The organism is Kitasatospora purpeofusca (assembly GCF_000718025.1).
Lineage (GTDB): Bacteria > Actinomycetota > Actinomycetes > Streptomycetales > Streptomycetaceae > Kitasatospora > Kitasatospora purpeofusca.
This window is the reverse complement of the sequence record NZ_JODS01000009.1, coordinates 155891-181120: the sequence shown is the minus strand read 5'-3', so window position 1 is coordinate 181120 and position 25230 is coordinate 155891. Positions and strand designations below refer to the sequence as shown.

General features: G+C 74.3%; 19 protein-coding genes and 3 riboswitches. Of the genes, 11 read left to right on the top strand and 8 right to left on the bottom strand.

The annotated features are described in order from the left end of the window. Positions 1-42 precede the first annotated feature (42 nt). Complete coding sequence (locus IF01_RS0115785; RefSeq protein ID WP_051755396.1) at positions 43-1203, bottom strand: HesA/MoeB/ThiF family protein; 1161 nt, start codon at positions 1201-1203, stop codon at positions 43-45. Positions 1204-1474: 271 nt separating this feature from the next. Continuing rightward, entirely contained in the window at positions 1475-3625 is a 2151-nt protein-coding gene (locus IF01_RS0115775) for a prolyl oligopeptidase family serine peptidase (RefSeq protein ID WP_051755394.1), read from the bottom strand. Positions 3626-4039: 414 nt separating this feature from the next. On the opposite strand from IF01_RS0115775, the gene IF01_RS0115770 reads away from it, so the two are divergent. Continuing rightward, on the top strand, positions 4040-4756 hold the full coding sequence (locus IF01_RS0115770; RefSeq protein WP_030394043.1) for a VC0807 family protein: 717 nt from the start codon (positions 4040-4042) through the stop codon (positions 4754-4756). Between the two features lie 128 nt (positions 4757-4884). On the opposite strand, the gene IF01_RS0115765 is transcribed toward IF01_RS0115770, so the two are convergent. Then, a complete protein-coding gene (locus tag IF01_RS0115765; RefSeq protein ID WP_030394042.1) occupies positions 4885-5736 on the bottom strand; it encodes a CbtA family protein in 852 nt (283 codons plus the stop codon). Positions 5737-5773: 37 nt separating this feature from the next. Then, positions 5774-5998, bottom strand: a complete 225-nt coding sequence (locus IF01_RS0115760) for a CbtB domain-containing protein (protein WP_030394041.1) — start codon at positions 5996-5998, stop codon at positions 5774-5776. A gap of 335 nt (positions 5999-6333) precedes the next feature. Between IF01_RS0115760 and IF01_RS0115755 the strand changes: the two genes are divergently transcribed. Further along, positions 6334-6990, top strand: coding sequence for a histidine phosphatase family protein (locus tag IF01_RS0115755; RefSeq protein ID WP_030394040.1), 657 nt, complete (start codon positions 6334-6336; stop codon positions 6988-6990). A gap of 12 nt (positions 6991-7002) precedes the next feature. On the opposite strand, the gene IF01_RS0115750 is transcribed toward IF01_RS0115755, so the two are convergent. After that, positions 7003-7560 carry a GNAT family N-acetyltransferase gene (locus tag IF01_RS0115750; protein ID WP_030394039.1) on the bottom strand — a complete coding sequence of 186 codons (558 nt, stop codon included), beginning with the start codon at positions 7558-7560 and terminating at the stop codon, positions 7003-7005. Between the two features lie 48 nt (positions 7561-7608). Then, positions 7609-8868 carry a cytochrome P450 family protein gene (locus IF01_RS0115745; protein ID WP_030394038.1) on the bottom strand — a complete coding sequence of 420 codons (1260 nt, stop codon included), beginning with the start codon at positions 8866-8868 and terminating at the stop codon, positions 7609-7611. A 353-nt stretch (positions 8869-9221) separates the two neighbouring features. On the opposite strand from IF01_RS0115745, the gene IF01_RS0115740 reads away from it, so the two are divergent. From IF01_RS0115740 to IF01_RS0115710, 7 genes are all read left to right on the top strand, one after another. Beyond that, positions 9222-10658, top strand: coding sequence for an APC family permease (locus tag IF01_RS0115740; protein ID WP_233289974.1), 1437 nt, complete (start codon positions 9222-9224; stop codon positions 10656-10658). 131 nt (positions 10659-10789) lie between these two features. Next, a complete protein-coding gene (locus tag IF01_RS0115735; protein WP_030394036.1) occupies positions 10790-12427 on the top strand; it encodes an amidohydrolase in 1638 nt (545 codons plus the stop codon). 149 nt (positions 12428-12576) lie between these two features. Continuing rightward, positions 12577-12750, top strand: a riboswitch (cobalamin riboswitch). Between the two features lie 205 nt (positions 12751-12955). Then, on the top strand, positions 12956-14500 hold the full coding sequence (locus IF01_RS0115730; RefSeq protein WP_157855241.1) for a CoA-acylating methylmalonate-semialdehyde dehydrogenase: 1545 nt from the start codon (positions 12956-12958) through the stop codon (positions 14498-14500). Continuing rightward, entirely contained in the window at positions 14497-15645 is a 1149-nt protein-coding gene (locus IF01_RS0115725) for an acyl-CoA dehydrogenase family protein (RefSeq protein ID WP_030394034.1), read from the top strand. The genes IF01_RS0115730 and IF01_RS0115725 overlap by 4 nt, the downstream gene beginning before the upstream one ends. Continuing rightward, the gene (locus tag IF01_RS0115720; protein WP_078879990.1) at positions 15645-16766 is read left to right on the top strand and encodes an enoyl-CoA hydratase/isomerase family protein; all 1122 of its coding nucleotides are present in this window, start codon (positions 15645-15647) and stop codon (positions 16764-16766) included. The genes IF01_RS0115725 and IF01_RS0115720 overlap by 1 nt, the downstream gene beginning before the upstream one ends. Beyond that, positions 16763-17647: a 3-hydroxyisobutyrate dehydrogenase gene (gene mmsB, locus IF01_RS0115715; protein WP_030394032.1), complete on the top strand. Its 885-nt coding sequence runs from the start codon at positions 16763-16765 to the stop codon at positions 17645-17647. Before IF01_RS0115720 ends, mmsB begins: the two co-directional genes overlap by 4 nt. Further along, positions 17644-18417: an enoyl-CoA hydratase gene (locus IF01_RS0115710; protein WP_030394031.1), complete on the top strand. Its 774-nt coding sequence runs from the start codon at positions 17644-17646 to the stop codon at positions 18415-18417. The genes mmsB and IF01_RS0115710 overlap by 4 nt, the downstream gene beginning before the upstream one ends. Positions 18418-18479: 62 nt before the next feature. Here IF01_RS0115710 and IF01_RS0115705 read toward each other — a convergent pair whose 3' ends face one another. Next, on the bottom strand, positions 18480-18830 hold the full coding sequence (locus IF01_RS0115705; RefSeq protein ID WP_149030233.1) for a hypothetical protein: 351 nt from the start codon (positions 18828-18830) through the stop codon (positions 18480-18482). A 123-nt stretch (positions 18831-18953) separates the two neighbouring features. Continuing rightward, positions 18954-20378: a prenyltransferase/squalene oxidase repeat-containing protein gene (locus tag IF01_RS0115700; protein ID WP_030394029.1), complete on the bottom strand. Its 1425-nt coding sequence runs from the start codon at positions 20376-20378 to the stop codon at positions 18954-18956. Positions 20379-20506: 128 nt separating this feature from the next. Then, positions 20507-20584: riboswitch (cobalamin riboswitch) on the bottom strand. Between the two features lie 75 nt (positions 20585-20659). Beyond that, positions 20660-20777, top strand: a riboswitch (cobalamin riboswitch). 182 nt (positions 20778-20959) lie between these two features. Between IF01_RS0115700 and IF01_RS50995 the strand changes: the two genes are divergently transcribed. Together IF01_RS50995 and IF01_RS51545 are read left to right on the top strand one after the other, a co-directional pair. Next, positions 20960-23908, top strand: coding sequence for a prenyltransferase/squalene oxidase repeat-containing protein (locus tag IF01_RS50995; RefSeq protein ID WP_051755392.1), 2949 nt, complete (start codon positions 20960-20962; stop codon positions 23906-23908). After that, a complete protein-coding gene (locus IF01_RS51545; protein WP_375340981.1) occupies positions 23905-25227 on the top strand; it encodes a hypothetical protein in 1323 nt (440 codons plus the stop codon). The genes IF01_RS50995 and IF01_RS51545 overlap by 4 nt, the downstream gene beginning before the upstream one ends. The last annotated feature ends 3 nt before the right edge of the window (positions 25228-25230 follow it).

Here is a 25230-nt window from a genome sequence, read left to right as displayed (position 1 = left end):
GTTCCCGGCCGTTCGCGGGCCGTGGCTCCGCGGATCGCTCGGTCAGAAGGGGAGCTCCTCCCGGTCGACCCGGGTCAGCCACTCGGCACCGGCGGCGGGCCGGGCGTCGCGGCAGACGGCGCAGTCCGGGTCGCGGGTCCAGGTCTCGGCCTGGTGCACCCGGGGGTTGTGGAAGGTCTGCTCCAGCAGCCGGCCCACCGCGAGCGGCGGGCAGACCCGCGAGGCCAGCCGGACCATCTCGGAGACCATGTGGGCGGCCGCGACCACCACCAGCCCGTTGAAGGCGGCGGTGTCCTCGCCGTAGGCGCTGCCCTCGCGGTCGATGTCGTCGAGGACGTCCAGCACCATCCGCGAGGTCGGGTCGTCCCGGCGGACCTGCCCGTACCAGCACTCCACGCAGCCGCTGACGCCGGGCACCATCGTGTAGTGGATGGCCCGCTGGGTGTCGACGCCGCCGCCGATCAGGGTGGCTCCGGCCCGGACGCAGCCCTCGTTGAGCCAGTGCGCGACGTGCACCTTGGGGCGGTCGACCACGGCGATCACGATGTCCCGGTCGTGCACCACCGCGTAGACGTCGTCGGCGGACATCAGCTTGGCCTCGACCGCGTCGACCCGCACCCGGCTGTTGAGCCGGCGGGCCCGTTCGGCGGCGACGTGGACCTTGGTGCGGCCGACGTCCGGCTCGCCGTAGATGATCTGGCGGTTGAAGTTGGAGACCTCGATCTTGTCGAAGTCGACGATCCGGATGTCCGTGAAGCCGATCGCGACCAGGTCGATCAGGGTGTGCGAGCCGATGCCGCCGACGCCGAGCACGGCCACCCGGGCGTCGCGGATGCGGCGCTGGAACTCGTACTTGGAGGTCCCCAGGGAGGCGTAGGTCTCGAAGAAGCCCAGGTTGTTGGACCAGCGCTCGCGGGCGGCGGCGTCGAAGTCCTCGCCCCGGTCGGCGGTGTCCTGCACCAGGCCGATCGCGTCCAGTTCGTCGACGGCCTCGCGCACGTCCTCGGCGGTGAGGTCGGGGTAGTCGGCGCTGAGGTCGCGGTGGACGGCGTCCAGCTCGCGGCTGCCGTCCAGGAGCCGGAGCAGCCCCAGCACGCGGCCGTCGGTGTCCTCCAGCGAGGTCAGCTCGCCGCCGAGGCGGAAGTGGACCGAGCCGTCGGAAACGAAGTAGGGGATGCTCGTCTTGAGCGCGGGACGTGCCACGAATACCCCTCCGGGGACTGGGCGACGGAAATCATGGATATACCGGTCCGGTAATGTGCGGAGGAGTTCCGGACGGGTGCGGCGGGGCGTCGTTGCGAAGGAGGCCCCGCCGCATTTCAGGCTCAGCCCTTGGCGGTGCTGGCGGCGCTGCTGTAGCGCTTGGTGGACTTCTTGATCATTGGAATCACCTCCCCCCTCCGATCGGACTCCATGCTATTCATCGCAGAACTTCCCGGACAAGATGTCAGAACAGCTTTTCGCGGGGGGATCTTCAGAATCGGTCGGAGCGGACGGAAAGTCCCAGGTATTCGGCCTGGAAAGCCAGCACATCGGCGAAATAGGCGAGCCGCCCGGTGCGGGCGCGGGCCCCGTGCCCGACGCCGGCCTCCTGGCGGAGCAGCACCGGGCGCGCCGAGGAGGTGGCGCGCTGCAGGGCGGCGCACATCTTCCGGGCGTGCAGCGGGTCGACCCTGGCGTCGTCCTCGAACGCGGTCAGCAGCACGGCCGGGTAGGCGGTGCCCGCCGTCACCCGGTGGTACGGCGAGTAGCCGAGCAGCCGACCGAGCTCCTCCGGGTCCTCCCGGGTGCCGAACTCGTCGGTCCAGTAGGGCCCGTAGCCGCTCAGCTCGTAGCGAGCCATGTCCAGCGGGGCGGCGGTGGCCGCCACGGCGGCGAACAGCCCGGGGTGCTGGGTCGCCGCCGCGGCGACCAGGAGGCCGCCGGCGCTCTGGCCGAACGCGCCGAGCCCGTCGGGCGGACACAGGCCCCGGTCGTGCAGGGCGCGGGCGGCGGCCAGGAAGTCGTCGATGCCGTTCTGCTTGTGCTCGCGCATCCCGGCGCGGTGCCAGCCCTCGCCGTGCTCGCCGCCGCCGCGCACCCGGGCCACCGCGAACTGGCCGCCCAGGCCGGCCCAGGCGAGCGCCGCCGCGTAGTAGTCGGCGACCTGGGGTTCGCCGAAGGCGCCGTAGCCCTGGAGGACGGTCGGCAGCGGGCCGGTCGGGCGGTCGGCGGGCCGGGTGAGCAGCACCGTCAGCTCGGTGCCGTCCGGGGAGGCGCAGCGCAGTTCGGAGACCAGTACGGCGGGGACGTCCGGGGTGCCCGGTGCCCGCCACACCTCGGTCGTGCCGCGGTGGGCGTCGTAGTGGTGGACGGTCTCCGGGGTGGTGGGGTCGGAGTAGCCGAACCAGGCCTCGTGGCCGCCCTGACGGAAGGTCAGATCGGTGACGACGCCGGTGCCGGGCAGGGGGAGCGCGCCGAGCGGTTCGCCGGTGCGCAGGTCGTGCCGGGTGATCCGGCCGTACCCGCCGGCCGAGCGGAGCACCAGCAGCAGCGGGACGGGCAGCGCGGGGTCGTCGAGGACGGCGAAGGACTCCAGCACCTCGTGCTCGTGCTCGGGGACGAGGGTGCGCGGCCGCTCCGGTGCCGCCGGGTCCAGGACCAGGATCCGGCCCCGGTCCGCGTCGAGGTCGGTGAGCACGTAGAGCAGGCCGTCGGTGGCGGGCCAGGGGGAGCTCCAGCCGCCGTCCAGGGCGGTCAGCGGGCGCCAGTCGGGCTTCTCCGGGGTGCCGAGGGCCAGGTCGGCGATCCGGACGCGGTTGCCGCTGGAGAGTCCGTCGGCGGTGGCGGCCACCAGCAGGCGGCCGTCCGCGCCGAGCAGGACGTCCAGTTCGGGGCCCGGGCCGTCGTCGTCGGTGTCGCCGGCTGTGTCGTGGCCGGTGTCGTGGTCGGGGCCGTCGGCGGGCGCTGCGGCACCGGGGACTTCGGCGTCGGCGGCCGGGTGCTCACCGATCCGGTGCAGGTACAGCCGGGCGCCACCGGTGCCGCCCGGGCCGCCGCGTACGTGGTAGAAGGCGTCCGGCCCGCCCGACCAGGCGACGTTGCCGTACGGGCAGCCGGTGATCGGCCCGTCCACCGTGCGGCCGGTGGCGACGTCCAGCACCCGCAGGGTGTACTCCTCGGCGCCGCCCTCGGTGGTCTGCACGGCCACCAGGGTGCCGGTCGGGTCGGGTGTCCAACCGCCCAGCGAGGTAGAGCCGGTGGGGTCGTGGCGGTGCGGGTCGAACAGGATCCGGCGGGCGCCGGAGGGGTCGGCGACCGCCAGCGCGGGGTGCTCGTCCGCAGGGCCGCGGACCGTGAAGAAGGCCAGGTCGCCCGCGAGTTGGGGCGAGGTCAGATGTTCGAAGGCGGTCAGCCGGGTCATCGCGGTCCGGAACGCGTCCAGCGTCGGCCAGCCGTCGCGCAGCCGGTCGAACAGCCGCCGCTGGCCGGCCGACCACTCCCGGGTCGCGGGGGCGTCGGCGTCCTCCAGGGCGCGGTACGGGTCCGGGACGTCGCGCCCGCCCAGCCGGTCGACGGTGTCGCCGGGTGCGACGGGCGGGTATTCCGGCCGCCCGGCCGGGTCGAGCGGGTCGATCGGCATCATGGCCCCCTCCAACCGGCGTGCGGACGGAACGGAGATCGCCACTCGGGGGGCGGCCGCGGAGCGGGTCGCCGTCGAGAGCGCCGACATCCTAGCGACGGTTTCCGCGTACTCGTCAATGGCCTTGTCGGGAAAGGTGTTTCGGCCGGCGGGCGGGCTTGGGCGGGCTCCGTCGGCCGGTGCACACGCACCAACGGTGCGGGCCTGGGGTGTTCGGCGGCCGGGCGGCGGTGGGGCCCGGGCGGCCGGGCGCCGGATGAGAATTCGCGGCGAACGTGTGTCCGTGCTCCCGCTGTTGCCGGGCGCCGGTGACAGGTCGTCGACGACCTGTCGGGGGAGGGCGCGCGCGCCGTAGCGGGTCTGACGGGGGATCCGCTAGAGTCCCTCCGCCCATCATCAAGATCATCGGGGGAAACCTTGCCGTCCGAGGCAACCAAGGGGCGCGGCGGTGCGAACGCACTCGGCTGGGCGCTCACCATCGGCCTGAACGTCGTCGCGCCGATCATCACCTACAACCAGCTCACCGGCCACGGTTACGGTGAGTTCACCGCGCTGGTGATCTCGGCCGTCTGGCCCGCCGTCGATCTGGGGATCTACCTGGCGTGGCAGCGGCGGGTGGACGAGTTCGCGGCGGTGTCGCTGCTGTTCCTGGGGCTGACCGTCGCGGTCACCCTGGCCGGGCCGGCCGACGCGCACTTCCTGCTGGTCAAGGACTCGGTGATCACGGGGCTGTTCGGAGTGATCTGCCTGGCCAGTCTGGCCGCGCCCCGGCCGCTGATGTTCTACTTCGGCCGCAAGTTCGCCACCGACGGCTCGGCCTCGTCGCTGGAGCGCTGGGAGGGGCTCTGGGCGCTGCCCGGGTTCCGCCGGGTCCAGCGCAATCTGACCGTCGGCTGGGGGGTGGCCTATCTGCTGGAGGCCGGGCTGCGGGTCGGGCTCTCGTACGTGCTCGACACCGACGCGATGCAGGCGCTGAACACGGTGCTGTCTCTGGGGGTGACGGCGCTGCTGGTCACCTGGACGATCGCCTACGCCAAGCGGGCCCGGGCCCGGGGCGCGGCCGCCGGGGCGGAGCGGGAGGCGGCACAGGCAGCACAGGCCGGGGCGGCGAGCGCCGAGGCGGCGACGGTCTGATCCGGCGGCCGGACGCCGCCGCAGCACCACTCGACCCCGCCGGCGCGCCTTCGGCGGGGTCGAGTGGTGGTGCGGAGCGGTCCGGTGCGGTCCGGTGACGGCAGGTGAGAGCCGGTGAGGGCCGGTGGTCAGACCGCCGGGGCGGCGACCGGCGCGCGCTCGGCGGCCGGAGCCGCCGGGGCGAGGGCCCGGTCGGCCAGGGTGCCGAAGAGCAGGGCGAACCCCGTCCACAGCACCACCTGGAGGCCGATCGAGGCGAGCCGGAAGTCCCACAGCAGCGCGGCCGGGAAACCGTCCGGGATCGCGTCGTCGTTGGGCGGCAGGACGAAGGCCAGCACGGCCATCACCACGGCGTAGCCGAGGCCGGCCGCGACGGTGGCGTTCCAGGTGCCCAGGCGCGGGGCCAGGCGCTTGCCGAGGATCACCGCGGCGACGCCGATCAGCACGCTGAGCGCGATCATCAGGAAGAACAGCGCGGTGCGCTTCCCGATGGTGTCCGGATTGCCGACCGCCGGCGGGTTCGCCGGGTACTTGAGGAACGGCACGAAGTAGACGGTGACGAAGGCCGCGCCCGCGACCAGCGCGGCGGTGGCCCGGGGGCCGAACCGGCCGACCCGGCCGAGGGCGAAGCAGAACGCCAGCGCGGCGATCCCGCCGACCGCGACGCCGTACACCAGCACGCCGGTGGCGAGACCGGCGGTGGACTGGAGGTCCCGGCTGACCAGTTCCTCCTCCTCGCCCCCGGCGTCGGAGGCCGCGTGCTCGTGCGCGGACGCGTCCTCGGCACCGCCGGCCGCGGCCGCGGAGCCGCCGCCGTGGTCGTGGTGCCCGGCCGGGGCGGAGTGCGCCTGCTCCTGCGCGATGGAGTCCGAGACGGGGCCCTCGCCGACGGTGTAGGCGAAGACGAAGGCCACCAGCCCGGCTATCAGGCCGGCCAGCAGACCGCGCAGCAGGAGTCTGCCCACGGTGCCGGACGGCATGGTTGCGGAGTTGTTCATCGGTGCGTGTTCTCCGGGATCAGTGGCAGGGGAAGCCGAGCAGGTGCCGACCGTCGTGCACCCATTCGTGCACCGTCGCACCGGAGAAGACCGAGGTGGCGCCCTGCTCGGCGCCGACGAAGTAGAGCAGGACCAGCATCAGGGTGCCGAGGAACAGCGCCCAGGGCAGGATCGCGCGGATCGGCAGCGATGCGGGGGCGGAGCCGGCCGAGGGCAGGCTGGGGGACAAGACGGACTGGGCCATGGCAGGACCTCCTGGGGGAAACACGCGTCCCGTTCGGTGGAGCTCGGACGACGGCCATCGGGTCTGACTTGCCGGGCCCCGCCGTTGCGTGAGGTGACCTGGTCCGGCATACAGTGGCGCGACCGTGCCGGATTCGCACCGGACTTCCGTCTCGCCGTCGTCTTCAGTTGTCGGGGGAGACCGTAGCGCCCGGTGACGACGGCGCCAAGGGCGCTCACGGAATCGTTGTCGTGGCGCGACCTGCGGATTCGCGCGCGGGGCGGGCGCGGGGAGGGCACGGAGCGCGGCGCTCCGAGGGCCCCCAAGGGTGACAGGTGTACGAAGGGGGAAAACACGTGACGGTACGGGTGATCTTCGTCTCCCCGGCGATCGGACCCGAACTGCGGCAGGCACGGTTCGCCGACGAAGCCTCCGCGTACGGGATCAGTGCGGCGAACGGCGGTGCGGCGGACGGCGGTGCGGCGGACGGCGGCGCGGCCGACGGCGGCGCGGCCGACGGCGGGGACGCGCTGGACGAGGCCGGGGTGCGCGCGGCCCGCGCCCTCCGGCCGGACCTCCCGGTGGCGTCCCACCGCTTCGTCTCGCCCTCGGCCCGCTGCCGCCGCACGGCCGAGGAGCTCGGCCTGGCCGACGCGGTCGCCGAGCCCGAGCTGCGCGGCTGCGCGGCCGGGCGCTGGCGCGGGCGGACCCTCGACGAGGTGGCCGCCGAGGAGCCGGAGGCCCTGATGGCCTGGCTCGCCGACCCGGCCGCCGCCCCGCACGGGGGCGAGTCGGTGCGGCAGCTGTGCGCCCGGGTCGCCGGGTGGCTGGACGGGACGGCGGCCGGGCTCACCGGCCGGGTCCTCGTGGTCGCCGAGCCGGACGCCGTCCGGGCCGCGGCCGTGCACGCGCTCGGCGTCCCGGACCAGGCCTTCCGGCGTCTGGACGTGCCCCCGCTGGCGGTGGTCGAACTGACCGGCCGGGCCGGTCGCTGGAACCTCCGGCTCGGCTGAGACGCGCTGCGGTCAGTAGCGCTCCAGGTCGAGCCTCCAGTCGTTGCAGCGGATCGGGTGGCCCGGCGGGTACTCGAAGTCCTGCGGCCCCAGGAGTTCGAAGCCCGCCGCCCGGCAGACCGCGTTCGAGGCCGGATGGTCCACCGAGGGGAAGGCGTGCAGGTGGCGGCGCCGGCCCTCGGCCCGGGCCCGCTCCGCCACCGCGCGGGCCGCGGCCGTGGCCACGCCCCGGCGCTGGAAGGCCGGCAGCACGGCCCAGCCCGTCTCGTACACCTGCTCACCGGCCCACTCGCGGGCCCAGAAGCCGATGCTCCCGGCCGTCGCCGCCGCCGCCTCCGTCGCCTCGTCCGCCGCCCCCGTCGGCAGCAGCACGATCCGGAACATCCGCCCCGCGCCGGTGCGGTCGGCGCTCAGGTCGACGTACCGGCGGTGGCGGCGGGCGAGCGCCTCCTCGGACTCCGGGCCGCCGAGGTGGGTCGTCAGCTCCGGCGCGTTGAGGGCGCGCAGCAGCTCGGCGTCGCCCTCCGACCAGGGCTCCAGGCGTACGGCGGGGGCGCGGTTGTCGTCCATGGCCGTACGGTAGCGGCGGCCTCCGACAAACGGCCCGGGCCGGTTCCGCTACCGGTGGTGGCCGCCGGGTCGGGCGGCGGGGGAGAGGCGCACCGGCAGGGCGCTCAGGGCGTTGACGATGAAGGACTCCTGGTGCCGCAGCTCCTCCGGCGGCACCGCGAGCTCGACCTCGGGGTAGGTCCGGAACAGCGCGGTCAGGGCCTCCTCCGCCTCCAGCACGCCGAGCGCGGCGCCCAGGCAGTAGTGGCGTCCGTGGCCGAACGCCAGGTTGGACTTGTCGGGCCGGGTGAGGTCGAAGACGTCCGGCCGGTCGGGGTGCAGCTCCGGGTCCCGGCCGCTCGCCCCGTACGCGATCAGGACCGGTTCGCCGGTGCGGATCAGCACGCCCCCGCCGAGGTCGATGTCCTCGGCGGCGAAGTGCAGCGGCAGGTGCATCACCGGCGCTTCGAGGCGCAGCGCCTCCTCGATGGCGTCCCGCCAGGTCGCCGAGCCGTTCCGGACCAGCGCGAGCTGCTCGGGGTGGCTGAGCAGCAGGGCCGCGGTGTGGTCGATCAGGTTGACGGCGGTCTCGGAGCCGGCGCCGATCATCAGGATCAGGGTGGACACCAGCTCCTGCTCGCTCAGCCGGCTGCCGGCGGCGTCCCGGGTCGCGATCAGCTCGCTGGTCATGTCGTCGCCGGGCGTCTCCCGCTTGGTGGCCACCAGGTGCGCCATCGCGGCGAACAGGTCGTCGAGGACGGCCTTGGCCCGTTCGGGGGTGGCGCCGGTCTCCAGGACGCCGTCGACCACCCGCCGCACCTCGGGGCGCTGTTCCTCGGGCACGCCGAAGAGGTCGCAGATCAGCGTGGTCGGCAGCGGGTAGGAGAGCCGGGTGTGCAGGTCCACCGGCTCGCCGGGCGCGGTGGCGCGCAGTTCGTCGAGCAGCGCGGCGACGATCGCGCGCACCCGGGGCCGCAGCGACTCCACCCGGCGGGGACCGAAGGCGGGGGCGGTCAGGGTGCGCAGCCGGTGGTGGTCCGCGCCGTCGCTGGTGAACATGGTCTCCACCGCGACCCAGCTGGCCAGCGGCCAGTCCGGGCCGACCCGGCCGTCGATCCACTCGGGCCAGTGGCGGCGGGCGTTCTTGGCGAGCCGGTGGTCGGCGAGGAGCTTCCGGGCGACCTCGGCGCGGGTCACCGACCAGGCGAGGACCTTGCCGGGGAGTTCGACCCGGACGGCCGGGCCGTGGGTGCGCAGGTGGGCGGCTTCGGCGTGCAGGTCGGCGGCGTGCGGGTCGAGGACGTGGGTGAACGGGCAGCGGGGTTCCACGGGCCCTCCTTGGCGGGGGAGCGGCGGGCCGGACGATCGGCCGGTTGCGACCGTACGGCGGGTGCGGTGGCGGGGAAAGGGCGTCCGGTGGGCGTTCCGGGCGCCCCCGGCGGCGCGCCCGCGCACGGTGCGGCGCGTTCGGTGCGGAGCGTTCGGCGCGGCGTCAGCGGTGCCGGGCCCGCCCACCTCCTTATGACAACAGCATTGACGTGTCTCGAAGCCGCCGGTTTCATGGCTCGCACTTCACCCCCACCCCCACACCCCCCCACCAGCAAGGCGGTGATCCCTTGGCATCGACGGCGAAGGTCATGGGCAGCGGTCCGAGAGCGGACAGCGGCGGCCCCCAGGACTCCATGCCCCGCTCCCTGGGCCTGATCGACGGGGCGGCGATCGCCGCCTCCAGTACCGCCGCGACCAGCAGTATCGGCATCGGCCTCGGCCTGATGGCCGGCGTCGTCGGGCTCCACCTCCCCGCGATCATGCTGCTGGCGTTCCTCCCCGTGCTGGCCATCGCCGGCGGCTACGGGCGGCTGAACCGCTCGGAGCCGGACGCCGGCAGCAGCTACAGCTGGGTGGGCCGCACGCTCAACCCCTGGCTCGGCTTCCTCACCGGCTGGGTGAACACCGTCGGCACCGTGGTGTTCATGGCCTACACCACCACCGTGACCGGCTCCTCGATCGTCCAGCTCCTCGACGAGGCGCACCTGCGCAGCGTCGCCGGGCTGCGGCTGGACGCCGACTCGACCGTGCAGTGCACCCTGATCGGCCTGGTCGTCCTGGTCGCCGCCGCGCTGGTCGCGGTGCGCGGTCTCGGCCTGGCGGCGCGGCTGCAGAAGGCGCTGCTGGTGTTCGAGTACGCCGTCCTGCTCGGCTTCTGCGGCTACGGGCTGTTCGCCGGCGACCAGCCGTTCTCGCTCGACTGGTTCAACCCGTTCGCGATCCCCTCCTTCGACGCGCTGGCCCAGGGCATGGTGCTCGCGGTGTTCTGCTACTGGGGCTTCGAGTCGGTGTTCAGCGTCGGCGAGGAGGTCCACGACCCTCGGGACGCCTCCCGCGCCGGCACCCTCGCCCTGGTCGTGATGCTGCTGCTGTTCCTGCTCGCCGGCACCGCCTTCCAGCGGGTGCTGCCGCTGGACGAGCTGGCGGACAACGGCGCGCACGGCCTGACGTACTTCGGCGCCCGGCTCGCCGACCAGCCGCTGGCCGCGCTGCCGCTGATCGCGCTGATGTTCTCCGCGGTGGCCTCGCTGCAGTCCTCGGTGATCCCCACCGCCCGCGGGCTGTTCGCGATGGGCCGGGACGGCGTGCTCGGCCCGGTCTGGACGAAGCTGCACCCCAAGCACCGGACGCCCGCGGTCGGCACCCTGCTGATCACCGCGGTCGCGGTGGCGCTGGCACTGTGCTCGATCGTCATCCCGACCGTCAACGACCTCATCTCGGCGGCCGTCAACGCGATCGGCATCATCGTCGCCCTCTACTACGCGCTCACCGCGGTCGCGGCCGCCGTCCGGTTCCGCCACCTGCTGCGCACCGACCTGCTGGAGGGGCTGCGCGCGGTGGTCGGCCCGCTGCTCGGCGCGGCGGTCCTGCTGGTCGTCGGCGGCTACCTCACCTGGACCTTCTACGACTCCGCCGACCACTTCGAACTCTCCGCCGACAACGGCTGGTTCGAGCTCACCGTCGTGGTACTGATGATCGTCACCGGGCTGCCGGCGGCGGCCTGGGCGCGCTGGCGGCGGCGCTCGGCGTACTTCCTCGGCGAGGCCGCGGGTACACCCGGGAAGGTCTGAGGACGACCGACGGCGCGGGTCCGGTGCACCCCCACACACACCGGACCCGCGCTCTCCCGCCGCACCGGGCACACGACACAGGACACACGGCACCCCGCACACCCGCACCACCCGAGAACGGAGCACCACCCATGACCAAGGCCGATCTGGTCTTCACCCGCGGCCCCGTGCACACCGGCGACGCCGCCCGCACCCGGGCGACCGGTCTGGCCGTCACCGGCGGACGGATCACCGCCGTCGGCCACGACGAGGTCCGGGACCTGATCGGCCCGGACACCGAGGTCGTCGACCTCTCCGGCAAGCTGCTGCTGCCGGGCTTCCAGGACGCGCACATCCACGCCGTCTTCGGCGGCACCGAGTTGGCGGTCTGCGACCTCACCGGCACCGTCGGCGTGGCCGACTACCTGGAGCGGATCCGCGCCTACGCCGACGCCAACCCCGAGCAGGAGTGGATCACCGGCAGCGGCTGGTCGATGGAGAGCTTCGAGGGCGGCCTGCCGACCCGGCAACTGCTCGACTCCGTCGTCCCGGACCGTCCGGTCTACCTCACCAACCGGGACCACCACGGCGCCTGGGCCAACACCCGGGCGCTGGAACTCGCCGGCGTCGACCGCGACACCCCCGACCCGGCGGACGGCCGGATCGAGCGCGAGGCCGACGGCACCCCGAGCGGGGTGCTCCAGGAGGGCGCCACCGGCCTGGTGGCCCGGCTGGTGCCGCCGATCACCGCCGCCGACCGGCTGGAGGGGCTGCTGCGGGCGCAGCGGCTGCTGCACTCGCTCGGCATCACCGGCTGGCAGGACGCGCTGCTCGGCGAGTTCAACGGCCAGCCGGACCCGTCCGACGCCTATCTGGCGGCCGCGCGCTCCGGCGCGCTGACCGCCCGGGTGAACGGCGCGCTCTGGTGGGAGCGCGAGCGGGGCGCCGAGCAGATCGCCGAACTCGTCGAGCGCCGCGCCGAGTCCGCCCACGGCAGGTTCCGGGCCGGCTCGGTGAAGATCATGCAGGACGGCATCGCGGAGAACTTCACCGCCGCGATGACCAGCCCCTATCTGGACGGCTGCGGCTGCGCCACCGCCAACTCCGGCCTCAGCTTCGTCGATCCGCTCGCCCTGCGCGAGTACGTGACCGCACTCGACGCGCTGGACTTCCAGGTGCACTTCCACGCCCTCGGCGACCGGGCGGTGCGCGAGGCGCTGGACGCGGTCGAGGCCGCCCGCGCCGCCAACGGCCGGCGCGACACCCGCCACCACCTCGCCCACCTCCAGGTGGTCCACCCGGACGACCTGCCCCGGTTCGCCCGGCTCGGCGCGATCGCCAACATCCAGCCGCTGTGGGCGGCGCACGAGCCGCAGATGGACGAGCTGACCATCCCCTTCCTCGGCCCGGAGCGCGCCGCCTGGCAGTACCCGTTCGGCGCGCTGCTGCGGGCCGGGGCCACCCTGGCGGCGGGCAGCGACTGGCCGGTGAGCAGCCCGGACCCGCTGGCGGGTCTGCACGTCGCGGTCAACCGGCGGGAGCCGGAGGCCGACGACGACCGGGTGTTCCTGCCCGAGCAGCGGCTCGACCTGGCCTCGGCGATCGCCGCCTACACGGCGGGCACCGCCCATGTGAACGGGCACGACGACGCCGGGGTGCTCGCGCCCGGTCTGCTGGCCGACCTGGTCGTCCTGGACCGCGACATCCTCACCGGCCCGCCCGAGGAGATCGCCTCCGCCCGGGTGCTGCGCACCTATGTCGGGGGCGAGCTGGTCCACGCCGCCGAGTGAAGACGCCTCCTGGTGAGGCTGTCTGACGTCGCGTCGACTGCCGTCCGGGCCCCGGGGTGCTCCCCGGGGCCCGTCGCGTTCCCGGTGGTGCGTGCTCCGACGCGCCCGGACGGCAAGGGGCTCTGGACTTACTAGGACGTCCAACTATATGGTCGGAACAGGTCCGCGGTGTCAGGGAAGCCGGTGAAAGTCCGGCACGGTCCCGCCACTGTGACCGGGGAGTTCGTCCTCGCGGGAGTTCGGCCACTGGCAGCCAGCCGGGAAGGCCCGGGGGCGCGCGTCGATCCGGGAGTCAGGATACCGGCCGCGGAAGGTCCGTGTTTTCCACGAGGATGGAGACGACACGCATGAATCCGGGCTGCTCGCGTTCCACCGCCCCCGGCTGTGCCGTGCCGACGAACCCCGGGGCGCACCCGCGCTGACGGTTCGTCCGCCGCCGCCGTCCTGCCGCCGGGTGCACCACCGTGCGCCCGCGCACCGGCGCGGCCTCCACTCCTCCTCTCCCCATCCTGACGAGAGAAGGAATCAATGCTCCCCGACCCGACCACCCCCGAGTCGACCACCCCCGAGTCGATCGTCCCCGAACTCACCCACTTCGTCGGCGGCAAGCGCACCGCCGGCACCTCCGGCCGCTTCGGCGACGTCCACGACCCCAACACCGGCCGCGTCCAGGCCCGGGTGCCGCTCGCGAGCCGCGCCGAGGTCGAGGCCGTGATCGCCGACGCGGCGCAGGCCCAGCCCGCGTGGGCGGCCTGGAACCCGCAGCGCCGGGCCCGGGTGCTGCTGCGCTTCCTCCAACTCGTCGAGCAGGAGCGGGACTCGCTCGCCCGGCTGCTCTCCGCCGAGCACGGCAAGACCGTCGCCGACGCCCACGGGGACCTCCAGCGCGGCCTGGAGGTGGTCGAGTTCGCGGCCGGGATCCCGCACCTGCTCAAGGGCGAGTTCACCGACAACGCCGGCACCGGCATCGACGTGTACTCGATGCGCCAGCCGCTCGGCGTGGTCGCCGGCATCACCCCGTTCAACTTCCCCGCGATGATCCCGCTCTGGAAGGCCGCACCCGCGCTGGCCTGCGGCAACGCCTTCGTGCTCAAGCCCTCCGAGCGCGACCCCTCGGTGCCGCTGCGGCTCGCCGAACTGTTCCTGGAGGCCGGACTGCCGCCCGGCGTGCTGAACGTGGTGAACGGCGGCAAGGAGGCCGTCGACACCCTGCTGGAGGATCCCCGGGTGCAGGCGGTCGGCTTCGTCGGCTCCACCCCGATCGCCCAGTACGTCTACGCGACCGCGGCCGCCCACGGCAAGCGCGCCCAGTGCTTCGGCGGCGCCAAGAACCACATGATCGTGATGCCCGACGCCGACCTCGACCAGGCGGCGGACGCGCTGGTCGGCGCCGGCTACGGCTCGGCGGGCGAGCGCTGCATGGCGATCTCGGTGGCCGTCCCGGTCGGCGAGGAGACCGCCGACGCCCTGGTGGCCAAGCTGGTCGAGCGGATCGGCGCGCTGAAGGTCGGCCGCTCGGACGACCCCGCTGCGGACTTCGGCCCGCTGGTCGGCCGGGACGCGCTGGAGCGGGTCCGCGGCTACCTGGACCTCGGGGTCGAGGAGGGCGCCGAACTCGTCGTCGACGGGCGCGACTTCCGGCTGGAGGGCCACGAGGAGGGCTTCTTCCTCGGCCCCTCGCTGTTCGACCGGGTGACGCCGGGGATGCGCATCCACCGCGAGGAGATCTTCGGCCCGGTGCTGAGCGTGGTCCGCGCCGCCGACTACGAGGAAGCCCTGCGCCTGCCCAGCGAGCACGAGTTCGGCAACGGCGTGGCCATCTACACCCGCGACGGAGACACCGCCCGCGACTTCACCCGCCGGGTCAACACCGGCATGGTCGGCGTCAACGTGCCGATCCCGGTGCCGATCGCCTACCACACCTTCGGCGGCTGGAAGCGCTCCGGTTTCGGCGACCTCAACCAGCACGGCCCGGACTCGATCCGCTTCTACACCCGCACCCGCACGGTGACCTCGCGCTGGCCCTCCGGGGTCAAGGAAGGCGCCAGCTTCACCATGCCGACGATGGGATGAGCGCCGTGCACGATCTCACCGACGACCAACGCGCGATCGCCGCGACCACCAGGGCCTTCGCCGACGAGCACCTCGCCCCGAACGCCGTGGAGTGGGACCACACCAAGCACTTCCCGGTCGACGTGCTGCGCAAGGCCGGCGAACTCGGCCTGGCCGGCGTCTACGTGCGGGAGGAGTCCGGCGGCTCCGGCCTCACCCGCCGCGACGGCGCGGTCGCCTTCGAGGCCCTCGCCACCGGCTGCCCGTCCATCGCCGCCTACCTCTCCATCCACAACATGGTCGCCTGGATGGTCGACCGCCACGGCGACGACGCCCAGCGCGCCCGCTGGCTGCCCCGGCTCTGCACGGCCGAGGACCTCGCCAGCTACTGCCTGACCGAGCCCGGCGCCGGCTCCGACGCCGCCGCGCTCACCACCCGGGCCGTCCGGGACGGCGAGCACTGGGTGCTGGACGGCGTCAAGCAGTTCATCTCCGGCGCCGGCAGCGCCCAGGTCTACCTGGTCATGGCGCGCACCGGCGGGCCCGGGCCGAAGGGCATCTCGGCCTTCCTGGTCGACCGGGACGACCCGGGCCTGTCCTTCGGCGCCAACGAGCGCAAGATGGGCTGGAACGCCCAGCCGACCCGGCAGGTGGTGCTGGACGGCGTGCGGCTGCCCGCCGACCGGCTGCTCGGCGCCGAGGGGGAGGGCTTCAGGATCGCCATGGGCGGCCTCAACGGCGGCCGCCTCGGCATCGCCGCCTGCTCGCTCGGCGGCGCCCAGAGCGCGCTGGAGCGCACCGTGGCCCACCTCGCCGAACGCGAGGCCTTCGGCGCCCGGCTGCTGCACGCCCAGGCGCTGCAGTTCCGCCTCGCCGACATGGCCACCGAACTGGAGGCCGCCCGGGCCCTGCTGTGGCGGGCCGCCGACGCCCTGGACCGGGGCGACGCCCGGGCCCCGCAGCTGTGCGCGATGGCCAAGCGGCACGCCACCGACACCGGCTTCGAGGTGGCCGACCAGGCGCTCCAACTGCACGGCGGTTACGGCTACCTGGCCGAGTACGGCATCGAGAAGATCGTCCGCGACCTGCGGGTGCACCAGATCCTGGAAGGGACCAACGAGATCATGCGCGTCATCGTCGCCCGCGGCCTGACCGGGGCCGCCTGATGACCTGGAACGGGAGCACGAGCGGGAACGGCGCCGGGAGCGGCGTCAGGACCGGGACCGGGACCGAGGAGGTCCTGGTGCAGCGCGAGGGCCGGACCGGACTGATCGTCCTCAACCGCCCCGCCGCCCTCAACGCCCTCACCCACGGGATGGTGCGGCGGATCGCGGCCGCCCTGGACGCCTGGGAGCAGGACCCGCGGGTCGCGACCGTCGTCGTCACCGGGGCCGGCGACCGGGCCTTCTGCGCCGGCGGCGACATCGTCGCCATCCACCGCGCCGCGACCGGCGGCGACCCGCGCGAGGTCGAGGAGTTCTGGCGCGACGAGTACCGCCTCAACGCCAGGATCGCCCGCTACCCCAAGCCCTATGTCGCGGTGATGGACGGCATCGTGATGGGCGGCGGGGTCGGGGTCTCCGCCCACGGCAGCGTCCGGATCGTCACCGAGCGCACCAGGATCGCCATGCCCGAGGCGGGCATCGGTTTCGTCCCCGACGTCGGCGGCACCTATCTGCTCGCGCTGGCGCCCGGCGAGCTGGGCACCCACCTCGCGCTGACCGCCGGCTCGGCCGGAGCCGCGGACGCGCTGCTCTGCGGCCTCGCCGACCACTTCGTCCCGGCCGGGCGACTGCCCGCCCTGCTCGACGACCTGGCCGAGTCGAGCGTCCACGACGCGCTCGCCCGGCACGTCGAACAGCCGCCGCCCGGCCGGCTGGAGCGACAGCGGGAGTGGATCGACACCTGCTACGCGGCCGACACCGTCGAGGAGATCCTCGAACGGCTCGGCGCCAGTGGCGAACCGGAGGCGAAGGAGGCGGCCGAGCGGATCACCGCCAACGCGCCGACGGCGGTCAAGGCGACGCTGGCCGCGCTCCGCCGGGCCCGGGAGCTGGGCCCGCTGGAGGCGGTGCTCGACCAGGAGTACCGCAGCTCCTGCGCGGCCCTGGCCACCCCGGACCTCGCCGAGGGCATCCGGGCCCAGGTGATCGACAAGGACCGCACCCCGCACTGGAGTCCGGCCACGCTGGACGCCGTCGACCCCGCCGCCGTGGCCCGCTGGTTCGCCCCGCTGGGCGAGCGCGAACTCGGCCTCGCCGACCTCACCCCCCTGGAGCGCTGGTGACCCACCGGATCGGATTCGTCGGACTCGGCAACATGGGTGGCCCGATGGCCGCCAACCTGGTCGGGGCGGGCCACACCGTCACCGGCCACGACCTGGTGCCGGAGGCCCGGGAGCGGGCGGCCGGCCGGGGTGTACGGATCGCCGCCTCGGCCGCCGAGGCGGTCGCGGACGCCGAACTGGTGCTCACCATGCTGCCGACCGGACGCCATGTGCTGGAGGTCTACCGGGAGTTGACCACATCGGCGGTGGACGCACTGTTCGTCGACTGCTCCACGATCGCGGTCGGCGATGCCCGGGCCGCCCGGGACCTCGCCCGTACCGCCGGCCACCGGGCCCTGGACGCCCCGGTCTCCGGCGGGGTCCCGGGCGCCGAGGCGGCGAGCCTGACCTTCATGGTCGGCGGTTCGGCGGAGGACTTCGCCGCCGCCGAACCGGTGCTGGCGGCGATGGGCCGCAAGGTGGTGCACTGCGGCGAGTCCGGCACCGGGCAGGCCGCGAAGATCTGCAACAACATGATCCTCGGCGTCTCGATGATCGCGGTCGCCGAGGCCTTCGTGCTCGGCGAGAGCCTCGGTCTGAGCCACCAGGCCCTGTTCGACGTCGCCTCCACGGCCTCCGGCCAGTGCTGGGCGCTCACCAGCAACTGCCCCGTGCCCGGCCCCGTCCCGGCCAGTCCCGCCAACCGGGGCTACCCGGCGGGCTTCGCGGCCGCCCTGATGGCCAAGGACCTCGGCCTGGCCGCCGACGCCGCCGACGCCTCCGCCGTGCCCGCCGAACTCGGGCGCCGGGCATCCGAGTTGTTCGCCGACTTCGCCCGGGGCGACGGCTCCGGTCAGGACTTCTCGGCCATCATCACCACCCTTCGGGAGAACACCGCATGAGCTACGAGACGATCCGGGTCGAGCGCCACGACCGGGTGGGCCTGATCACCCTGGACCGGCCGAAGGCCCTGAACGCCCTCAACACCCGGCTGATGAACGAAGTCGTCGAGGCCGCCCAGGAGTTCGACCGGGACCGGACGGTGGGCGCGGTGGTCGTCACCGGGTCCGACCGGGCCTTCGCCGCCGGGGCCGACATCAAGGAGATGCAGTCCCTGGACTTCGTCGACGCCTACCTCGGCGACTGGTTCGCCGCCTGGGACCGCTTCGGCGCCCTGCGCAAGCCCGTCGTCGCCGCCGTGGCCGGCTACGCGCTGGGCGGGGGCTGCGAGTTGGCGATGCTGTGCGACGTCCTGATCGCCGCCGACACCGCGAAGTTCGGCCAGCCGGAGATCAAGCTCGGGGTGATCCCGGGCATCGGCGGCTCGCAGCGGCTGACCAGGGCGATCGGCAAGGCCAAGGCCATGGAACTCTGCCTGACCGGGCGGACCATGGACGCCGAGGAGGCCGAGCGGGCCGGACTGGTCTCCCGGATCGTCCCCGCCGACCGGTTGCTCGACGAGGCCCTCGCCACCGCCGCGACGATCGCCGCGATGTCCGCACCGGCCGCGATCATGATGAAGGAGAGCGTCAACCGCGCCCTGGAGACCACCCTCGCCGAGGGCGTCCGCTTCGAACGCCGCCTCTTCCACGCCACCTTCGCCACCGCCGACCAGAAGGAAGGCATGGCCGCCTTCGCCGAGAAGCGCCCGCCGGAGTTCAAGCACCACTGACCCTGCAACGTCGGTGCCCGGTCCCCTCGCCGAGAGGGGACCGGGCACCGGCGTCGGCGTGCTCAGGGACGGCGGGACACCCGGCGCCGGGCGGCGAGCCGTTCCACCAGCAGCACCGTGGCCACGGCCGCGGCCGTGAACAGCAGCGTGTTCGCCACCACCCCGCCAGCGGTCAGCCACGCCGGGTCGGCGCCGTCCGGCAGGCTCGTCTCCGTGAACAGGCCGCCGACGCCGGTCAGCAGGCCCCGGGCCACGTACACGGCCACCAGGGCGGCCAGCCCGAGCGGAAGGGTGAGCAGCACGGCCGCGAGGTAGAAGCGCCCGTTCTCCGTCAGCCCTCCCAGTGCGGCCAGCCCGCCGACCACGGCGACGTAACCGCCCGCCGCCCATCCGGTCATCCCCATCGCTGCCATCCCCCTGTGGTCCTTCGGTGTTCCGTCGCCGTGCCGTGGACGCGTCGTCGATGCGTCGTCGCTGTGCTTGTGCCCGCGCCGGTGCCGGGCGACCCGCTTCCGCCCGGCACCGTACAGGTCCGGTCAGCTGCCGTAGCGCAGCGAGACGGTGTCGCCCAGGTGGACCGTGGTGGCCCGGGTGGCGGCGGCGGCCGTGCCGGCGTCCAGGTCGACCTTCCAGGTGGCCGAGCCGCTGTTGGCGGTGCCGTTGAGCGAGGTGATCGTGCCGGAGCCGGTGGCCGGGGTGACGGCGGTGACGCAGCCGCCCGGGGTCGCGGTGGCGGCCGCGTCCAGGACCTCGCCGAGGGTCGTGGTGCTGCCGGTCGGCGTGAGGGTCACGGCGCAGACCTTGAGCGGGGCGGTGCCGTTGTCGACGACCAGGGCCAGCCGGGCCGCGGTGCCGGGAGTGAAGCCGGTGGTGGCCGCCCAGGCCGGCTCGCCGGCCGCGCTCGGCGCGGGCGGGGTGGCGGTGAAGCCCGCGCCGGCAACGGCGCGCAGGCCGTCGACGGAGGCGTAGGCGGACGGGACGGTGTCGGTGGGCAGGTACTTGAAGCCGCCGCCGGGCTTGAACTGCTGGGCGATCAGGAAGTCGATCGGGGTCTTGCCGGCGCCGCTGGTGAACTCGGCGCCCTGGGGGTTGATGCCGCAGGCGTTGAGGCCGGAGACGGCCCAGCCGTTGGAGTCGGTGTTGGCGCCCCACATCGAGTTGAACGCACCGGAGGCGACCAGCTTGCCCTTGAGGAAGTTCTTCGCGGCGACCACCGCGGCATCGGTGTTGGGGACGCCGCCGCTGCACAGGGAGGCCATGGCGGCGCCCGTCATGTCGATGTCGCTGCCCTGGGCGAGCGCCGCCGGGTCGCCGGCGGCCTTGCTGTAGTTCCAGCCGCCGTCGTTGTGCTGGTTGGCGCGCACGGCGGCGACCGAGGCGTCCAGCAGGGACTGCGGCACGCGCCTGGTGCCGCTCTGGGTCCTGGCGCCGCCGAGGGCGAGCAGGCCGAAGACGGTGCCGTTGAAGTTGGCGGACGGGCCGTAGTAGCCGGGCTCGGCGGTCTGCCAGTAGGCGGCCAGGTCCGCGACCAGGTTGCGGCCGGGCCCGACGCGCGCGGGGTCGATCCCGGCGGCGTAGGCGTTCAGGATGCCGCGCTCGTAGTCGGTGACGACCGGCGAGGCGCTGGGCCAGGCGGGCGCGGCGAGCTGGTTGCGGTAGACGAGGCGGGCGTTCTTGGTGGCGTCCCCGCCGGGGGTGACGTCCGCCGCGGCGGTGCCGGCCGCCGCCAGCGCGCTGAAGGCCCACTCGTTGGAGAGCCCGCCGCCGGTGACGTAGCTGCCGTCGGCGGCCTGGAGGGACTTCAGATAGGTGACGCCGGTGCTCTTCGAGGTGGCTGTCTGGGCCGGGGTGGCGGTCGCCTGCGCGGGAACTGCCGACAGCAGCAGAGCTCCGGCCGCCAGCGGGACGGTCACCGCGGCGGCGGTGCGGGAGGCGGCGGTGCGGGAGGTGAGGAAGGACACGGGACACTCCTTGGGGTGGCGGACGCCGACCCGGCCCCGGCCCGTTGCACCCCTGCGGGAGCACGGCGGCCGGAGCGGCCGCCGCCCGGCTCGCGTGGGCAGGCTTTCGCCGTGGTGCGCGGCCGGGTGGGCATTCGGACTCGGGGCGCCGACGGACGGCACCCCACACCGCTGCGCGTCAGCCCCGGATTCGCACCGGGTTCCCCCGCTCGGCCACCGCGGACGCTACCGCACGGCGCAGGCGCCGACGAGGGCTTGTGATCCAGGTGACGTGCCGTTGACTCCCAGTTCGGCAGCGTGGTCTGATGAACCGGTTTTTCACCCTCGGCACCCAGGGGAAGCCGGTCCGAATCCGGCGCTGACCCGCAACCGTAGATCCGCCCCCCGGGCGGATGAGCCGGAATGCCTGGACCGGGGGTCTGTTCTCGAAGTACTTGCGTCGTCGCGGACTACGACGTGGTCATGGCGGTCCCCATGCCTGTCGGGGGCTGCCGGCTGCGCCGTTGCACCCGCGTCGATCGACCAGGGAGTAGCCGGTGAGGGTCAGCAGCAGTCGTACGCGGCACAGAGGCAGGGGAGTCGTGTCCCTGCTGGTCACCGGGGCGGTCGCGGTTGCGGCGGGCGGTACGGTGCTGCTCGCCAACCCCCGGGCCGCGGTCGCGGACCCGATCGAGGACTGCACGACGACCACCGGCGCGATCGTCGCCGTCGACTTCGGCCACTGGGGCGGCGGTGTCGTCCGCGGCTGCGACGCCGACCCCAGCACCGGCATGAACCTGCTGCACAAGGCCGGATTCACCACCGCCGGCACCGAGCACGACGGACCGGCCTTCATCTGCCGCCTGGGCACCGGAAGCTTCAACGGCGGCACCCAGTACCCGACCCCGGCCGAGGAGCCCTGCACCACCACCCCGCAGGCGACGGCGTACTGGTCGTACTGGATCGCCTCTCCGGGCCAACAGATTTGGTCCTACAGCCAGTTCGGCGCCGCGACGCAGAAGCCCAAGCCGGGGGAGGTGGAGGCCTGGGTCTACGGGGGCACCGACGTCGGCGGCACCAGCGGGGCGCCGTCCTTCACCCCGGACTCGGTCCGGGCCAGGAACACCGGGCCGTCGCCCTCGGCCTCGCCGTCCGCCTCGCCCACCGCGACGTCGAGCCCGACCGGCCCGGCCCGCACCGGCGACCCCGCCGCCGCGGCCGCCTGGCTGGCCGCCCGCCTGGTCGACGGCGACCACATGGAGAACTGGGCCTTCGAGGGCCCCGACTACCCCCGCACCGCGCAGACCGCGATCGCGCTCGCCGCCGCCGGGACCCAGGACCCGGCGCTGCGCAAGGTCCTCGCCTTCCTCCGGGCCCACACCGACGCCTACCTGTACCCGGACGGCCCGGCCGGCAAGCCCGACTCCGGCGCCGCCGCCCTGCTCGCCCTCGTCGCGGAGAGCACCGAGGGCGACCCCCGGTCCTTCGGCGGCCGGGACCTCCTCGCCGCGCTCACCGACCATGTGTGCGCCGGGCCGGGCGAGAACGGCAAGTGCACCGCTGCCGGGGACTTCTACGGCGCCTCCTCGCCCTGGGCGCAGGCATGGGCGGTCGTCGCCCTGCGCCGCGCCGGGGTCACGCCGCCCGCGTCGGCGCTCGCGCGCTTCGCGGTCCTCCAGTGCGCCGACGGCGGCATGGCCGGATCGATGATCGTCGCGGGCGGCTACTGCGAGTCCGACCCCGGCTCCACCAGCCTGGCCGTCCTCGCCCTGCGCGGTGTCGCCGACCAGGAGTCGACGGCGAAGAAGGCCGCCGAGCAACTCGCCGCGAGCCAGCAGGCCGACGGCTCCTACGCCCCCTACGCCGGTGCCCCCGGCGACACCGGCAGCACCGCCCACGCGGCCCAGGCACTGCTGGCCGTCGGCCAGGGCGCCCGGCAGTCCGCCGCCAAGGCGTGGATCGCCGCCCGCCAGGGCGAGGACGGCGGCGTCCGGCCCGACGAGGCGACGCCCGACGCCGACCCGGCCGCCACCGAGCAGGCCGTCCTGGCCCTGACCGGCACCGACCTCGGCACCGTCCGCCACAACCCGGACGGCGCCACCACCCCGCCCGCCGGGCGGACCCCCGACCCGGCCCGGGGCAGCGCCTACCTGACCGACCGCGCGCGCCTGATCGACGGCCACTACTACGAGGCCTTCCCGGCCTTCGCCGACTTCGGCCTCACCATCGACGGCGCCTTCGCCCTCGCCGCCACCGGCACCGACGACACCGCGCTGCGCGGGATCGTCGACTTCCTGGACCGGCAGGGCAAGGACGCCAACGACCGCACCGTCAACGACTGGACCGCGATCGGCACCGAGTACGCCGGCGGCGGCTCCATCGGCAAGGAGGCGCTGCTCGCGGAGGTCGTCGGCCGCGACCCGCGCGCCTTCGGCGGCCACGACCTGATCGCCGCCCTCGCGGCGGTCACCTGCGCCAAGGCCGACGACAGCACCGGCTGCGCGGGCGCCGGCAACTACACCTGGGCCACCTCGGTGTTCTCCCAGGCACTCGGCATCATGGCCCAGCTGCGGGCCGGTGACACGGCGAACGCCGCCGCCCCGATCGCCTACCTGACGAGCCTCCAGCACGCCGACGGCTCCTGGCCCAGCCTGATCCCCGCCACCGGCGACTCCGACGTGGACAGCACCGCGATGGCCGTCATGGCGCTCGCCCTCGTCCCCGGTGACGAGGCCGCGGCGGCCGTCGACAAGGGCGTGGCCTGGATCGCGGGCCGGCAGCTCGCCGACGGCGGCTTCCCCGGCGCGGCCGGCGACTCGACCAACTCGGCCGCGCTCGCGGTCCAGGGCATGACGCTCCGCCGGTCCGCCCACGGCGCGGGGATCGCCAAGGCGCTGGACTTCCTCGCCGGTCAGCAGAACGACGACGGCGGGTTCAACGTTGCCTCCGAGGGGCAGCGGGGCTCGGACGTGCGGGCGTCCACGCAGGTGCTGGGCGGTGCGACCGGGGTCTCCTTCGGGACGCTGCGGCGGGACCTGGGCGGGACGCCCACGCCTACGCCGACGGCGACCGGGACTGCTACGCCGACGGCTACGGCTACGGCTACGGCGACTGTGACGCCGACTGCTACCGCGACTGCGACGGTGACTCAGACCGCTACGCCGACTCCCACCGCTACACAGACGGCGACGCCGACCGGGACGGGTACGCCGAGCCCGACCGCGACGCCGACGGCTACCGCGACGCAGACCACCTCCGGTTCCCCGACGGCTTCCGGTGCTCCCGTCCTCCCCGGCACGTCCGTCCGTCCGGCCGATGTCGCCCCCGTGGCCGACGGCATCGACGAGCCCGTCCGCGGTGGCGTCGGCGCACCGGTGGTTGCCATCCCGGTCCAGGTCGGCAGCAGTGCCGTCCGCGGCGGCGGTCTTGCCAGCACCGGTACCGAGACCTTGGTACTCACCGGCGCTGCCGGGCTGCTGACCGCCCTCGGCGCGGCGGCCGTGCTCGTCGCCCGGCGCCGTACCGGAACCGCCCCGGGGCGTCACCGGTGAGCCGGCGGTTCGGCCGACTGACCGGGGCCGTCGCACTGACCTTCGCGGTCGCGTTCGGCGGTGTCGGTGCGGCCGCCGGTCCGGCCGCCGCATCGCCCCTGCCGATCGAGGAGTGCACGACCACCTCCGGTGTGGTGCTGGCGGTCGACTTCAGCAAGTGGGGCGGTCCGCTGCTGCGTTCCTGCGGTACCACCCCCACCACCGGGTACGTCCTGCTGAACCAGGGCGGGTGGAAGACCACCGGGACCGGGCACGACGGTCCGGCGTTCATCTGCCGCATCGGCTACAGCGGCTTCCAGGGCGGCAAGCAGTTCCCGACGCCGGACCAGGAGAAGTGCGTCCTGACGCCGCCGGCCACGGCGTACTGGTCGTACTGGCACGCGGATCCCGGTCAGAACGATTGGTCGTACAGCCAATTGGGCGCGATGAGCTATCAGCCGAAGCCGGGCAGTGTCGATCTGTGGATCTTCGGCGGCACCAACATCGAGGGCACCGAGGGCCGTCCCGTCGTCTCGCCCGACACCCTGCGGGCGCACAACACGGCCCCGGGCGGCGGGACGACGCCCGTGACTCCCGAACCGCCCCAGCCGCCCGCAGGTTCGGGTGGCGGTGGCAGTACCGGCACCACCGGTGGCAGCGGCAGCACCGGCAGCACCGGGAGCACCGGCGGGGCGAACGGCGGTTCGTCCGGGACGAGTTCGGCCGGTTCCTCGGGTTCGTCGAGCGGCTCCTCGGGCGGGTCCTCGGGAGGGAACGCGAGCGGGTCCTCGGGCGGTACCGGCGGCGCGTCCTCGGGCTCGGGCTCCGGTTCGTCGAGCTCCTCGGGCGGCAGCACCGCCGGTGGCACGGCCAGCGGCACCGCAGGTACGGGCGGTGCGCCCGCCACGAAGCGCCCGCCCGCGACCGGCGGCACCAGCGGCACCAGTGGCACGGCCGGCGGCAGGTCCGCCGGCACGGCCGGTGCGCCCGCCACCACCCCGGCGAACCCGCAGGGCGAGGCGCCCGCGCCGACCGCTCCCGAGCCCGAGGTTCCGGCGGCCACCGCCGACCCCACCGGGGACCCCTCGGCGGAACCGGCCCCCGCCGACACCCCGCCCGCCACCGACACCGCCACCGACAGCGCCGTGCCCACCCCCGACGCCAGTACGTCGCAGCCCGCGCACGCAGCCGGCCCGGTGGTGGTGGACGCGGCACCGGCCGCCGACGCCCCGCACGACTCCGGCTCGATGGTCCCGGCCGTGGTCGGTGCCGTCCTGGTCGTGGCGCTCGGCGTGGCCACCGTGCTCACCGCGCGGCGCCGCCGCCGACAGGCCGAGTGATCG

Coding starts and splice junctions, on each gene's coding strand:
- IF01_RS0115775 (WP_051755394.1), bottom strand. CDS start 3,625: ATGATGCCGATCGACCCGCTCGACCCGGCCGGGCGGCCGGAATACCCG.
- IF01_RS0115765 (WP_030394042.1), bottom strand. CDS start 5,736: ATGCCGTCCGGCACCGTGGGCAGACTCCTGCTGCGCGGTCTGCTGGCC.
- IF01_RS0115760 (WP_030394041.1), bottom strand. CDS start 5,998: ATGGCCCAGTCCGTCTTGTCCCCCAGCCTGCCCTCGGCCGGCTCCGCC.
- IF01_RS0115750 (WP_030394039.1), bottom strand. CDS start 7,560: ATGGACGACAACCGCGCCCCCGCCGTACGCCTGGAGCCCTGGTCGGAG.
- IF01_RS0115740 (WP_233289974.1), top strand. CDS start 9,222: ATGCCCCGCTCCCTGGGCCTGATCGACGGGGCGGCGATCGCCGCCTCC.
- IF01_RS0115735 (WP_030394036.1), top strand. CDS start 10,790: ATGACCAAGGCCGATCTGGTCTTCACCCGCGGCCCCGTGCACACCGGC.
- IF01_RS0115730 (WP_157855241.1), top strand. CDS start 12,956: ATGCTCCCCGACCCGACCACCCCCGAGTCGACCACCCCCGAGTCGATC.
- IF01_RS0115725 (WP_030394034.1), top strand. CDS start 14,497: ATGAGCGCCGTGCACGATCTCACCGACGACCAACGCGCGATCGCCGCG.
- IF01_RS0115720 (WP_078879990.1), top strand. CDS start 15,645: ATGACCTGGAACGGGAGCACGAGCGGGAACGGCGCCGGGAGCGGCGTC.
- IF01_RS0115710 (WP_030394031.1), top strand. CDS start 17,644: ATGAGCTACGAGACGATCCGGGTCGAGCGCCACGACCGGGTGGGCCTG.
- IF01_RS0115705 (WP_149030233.1), bottom strand. CDS start 18,830: ATGGCAGCGATGGGGATGACCGGATGGGCGGCGGGCGGTTACGTCGCC.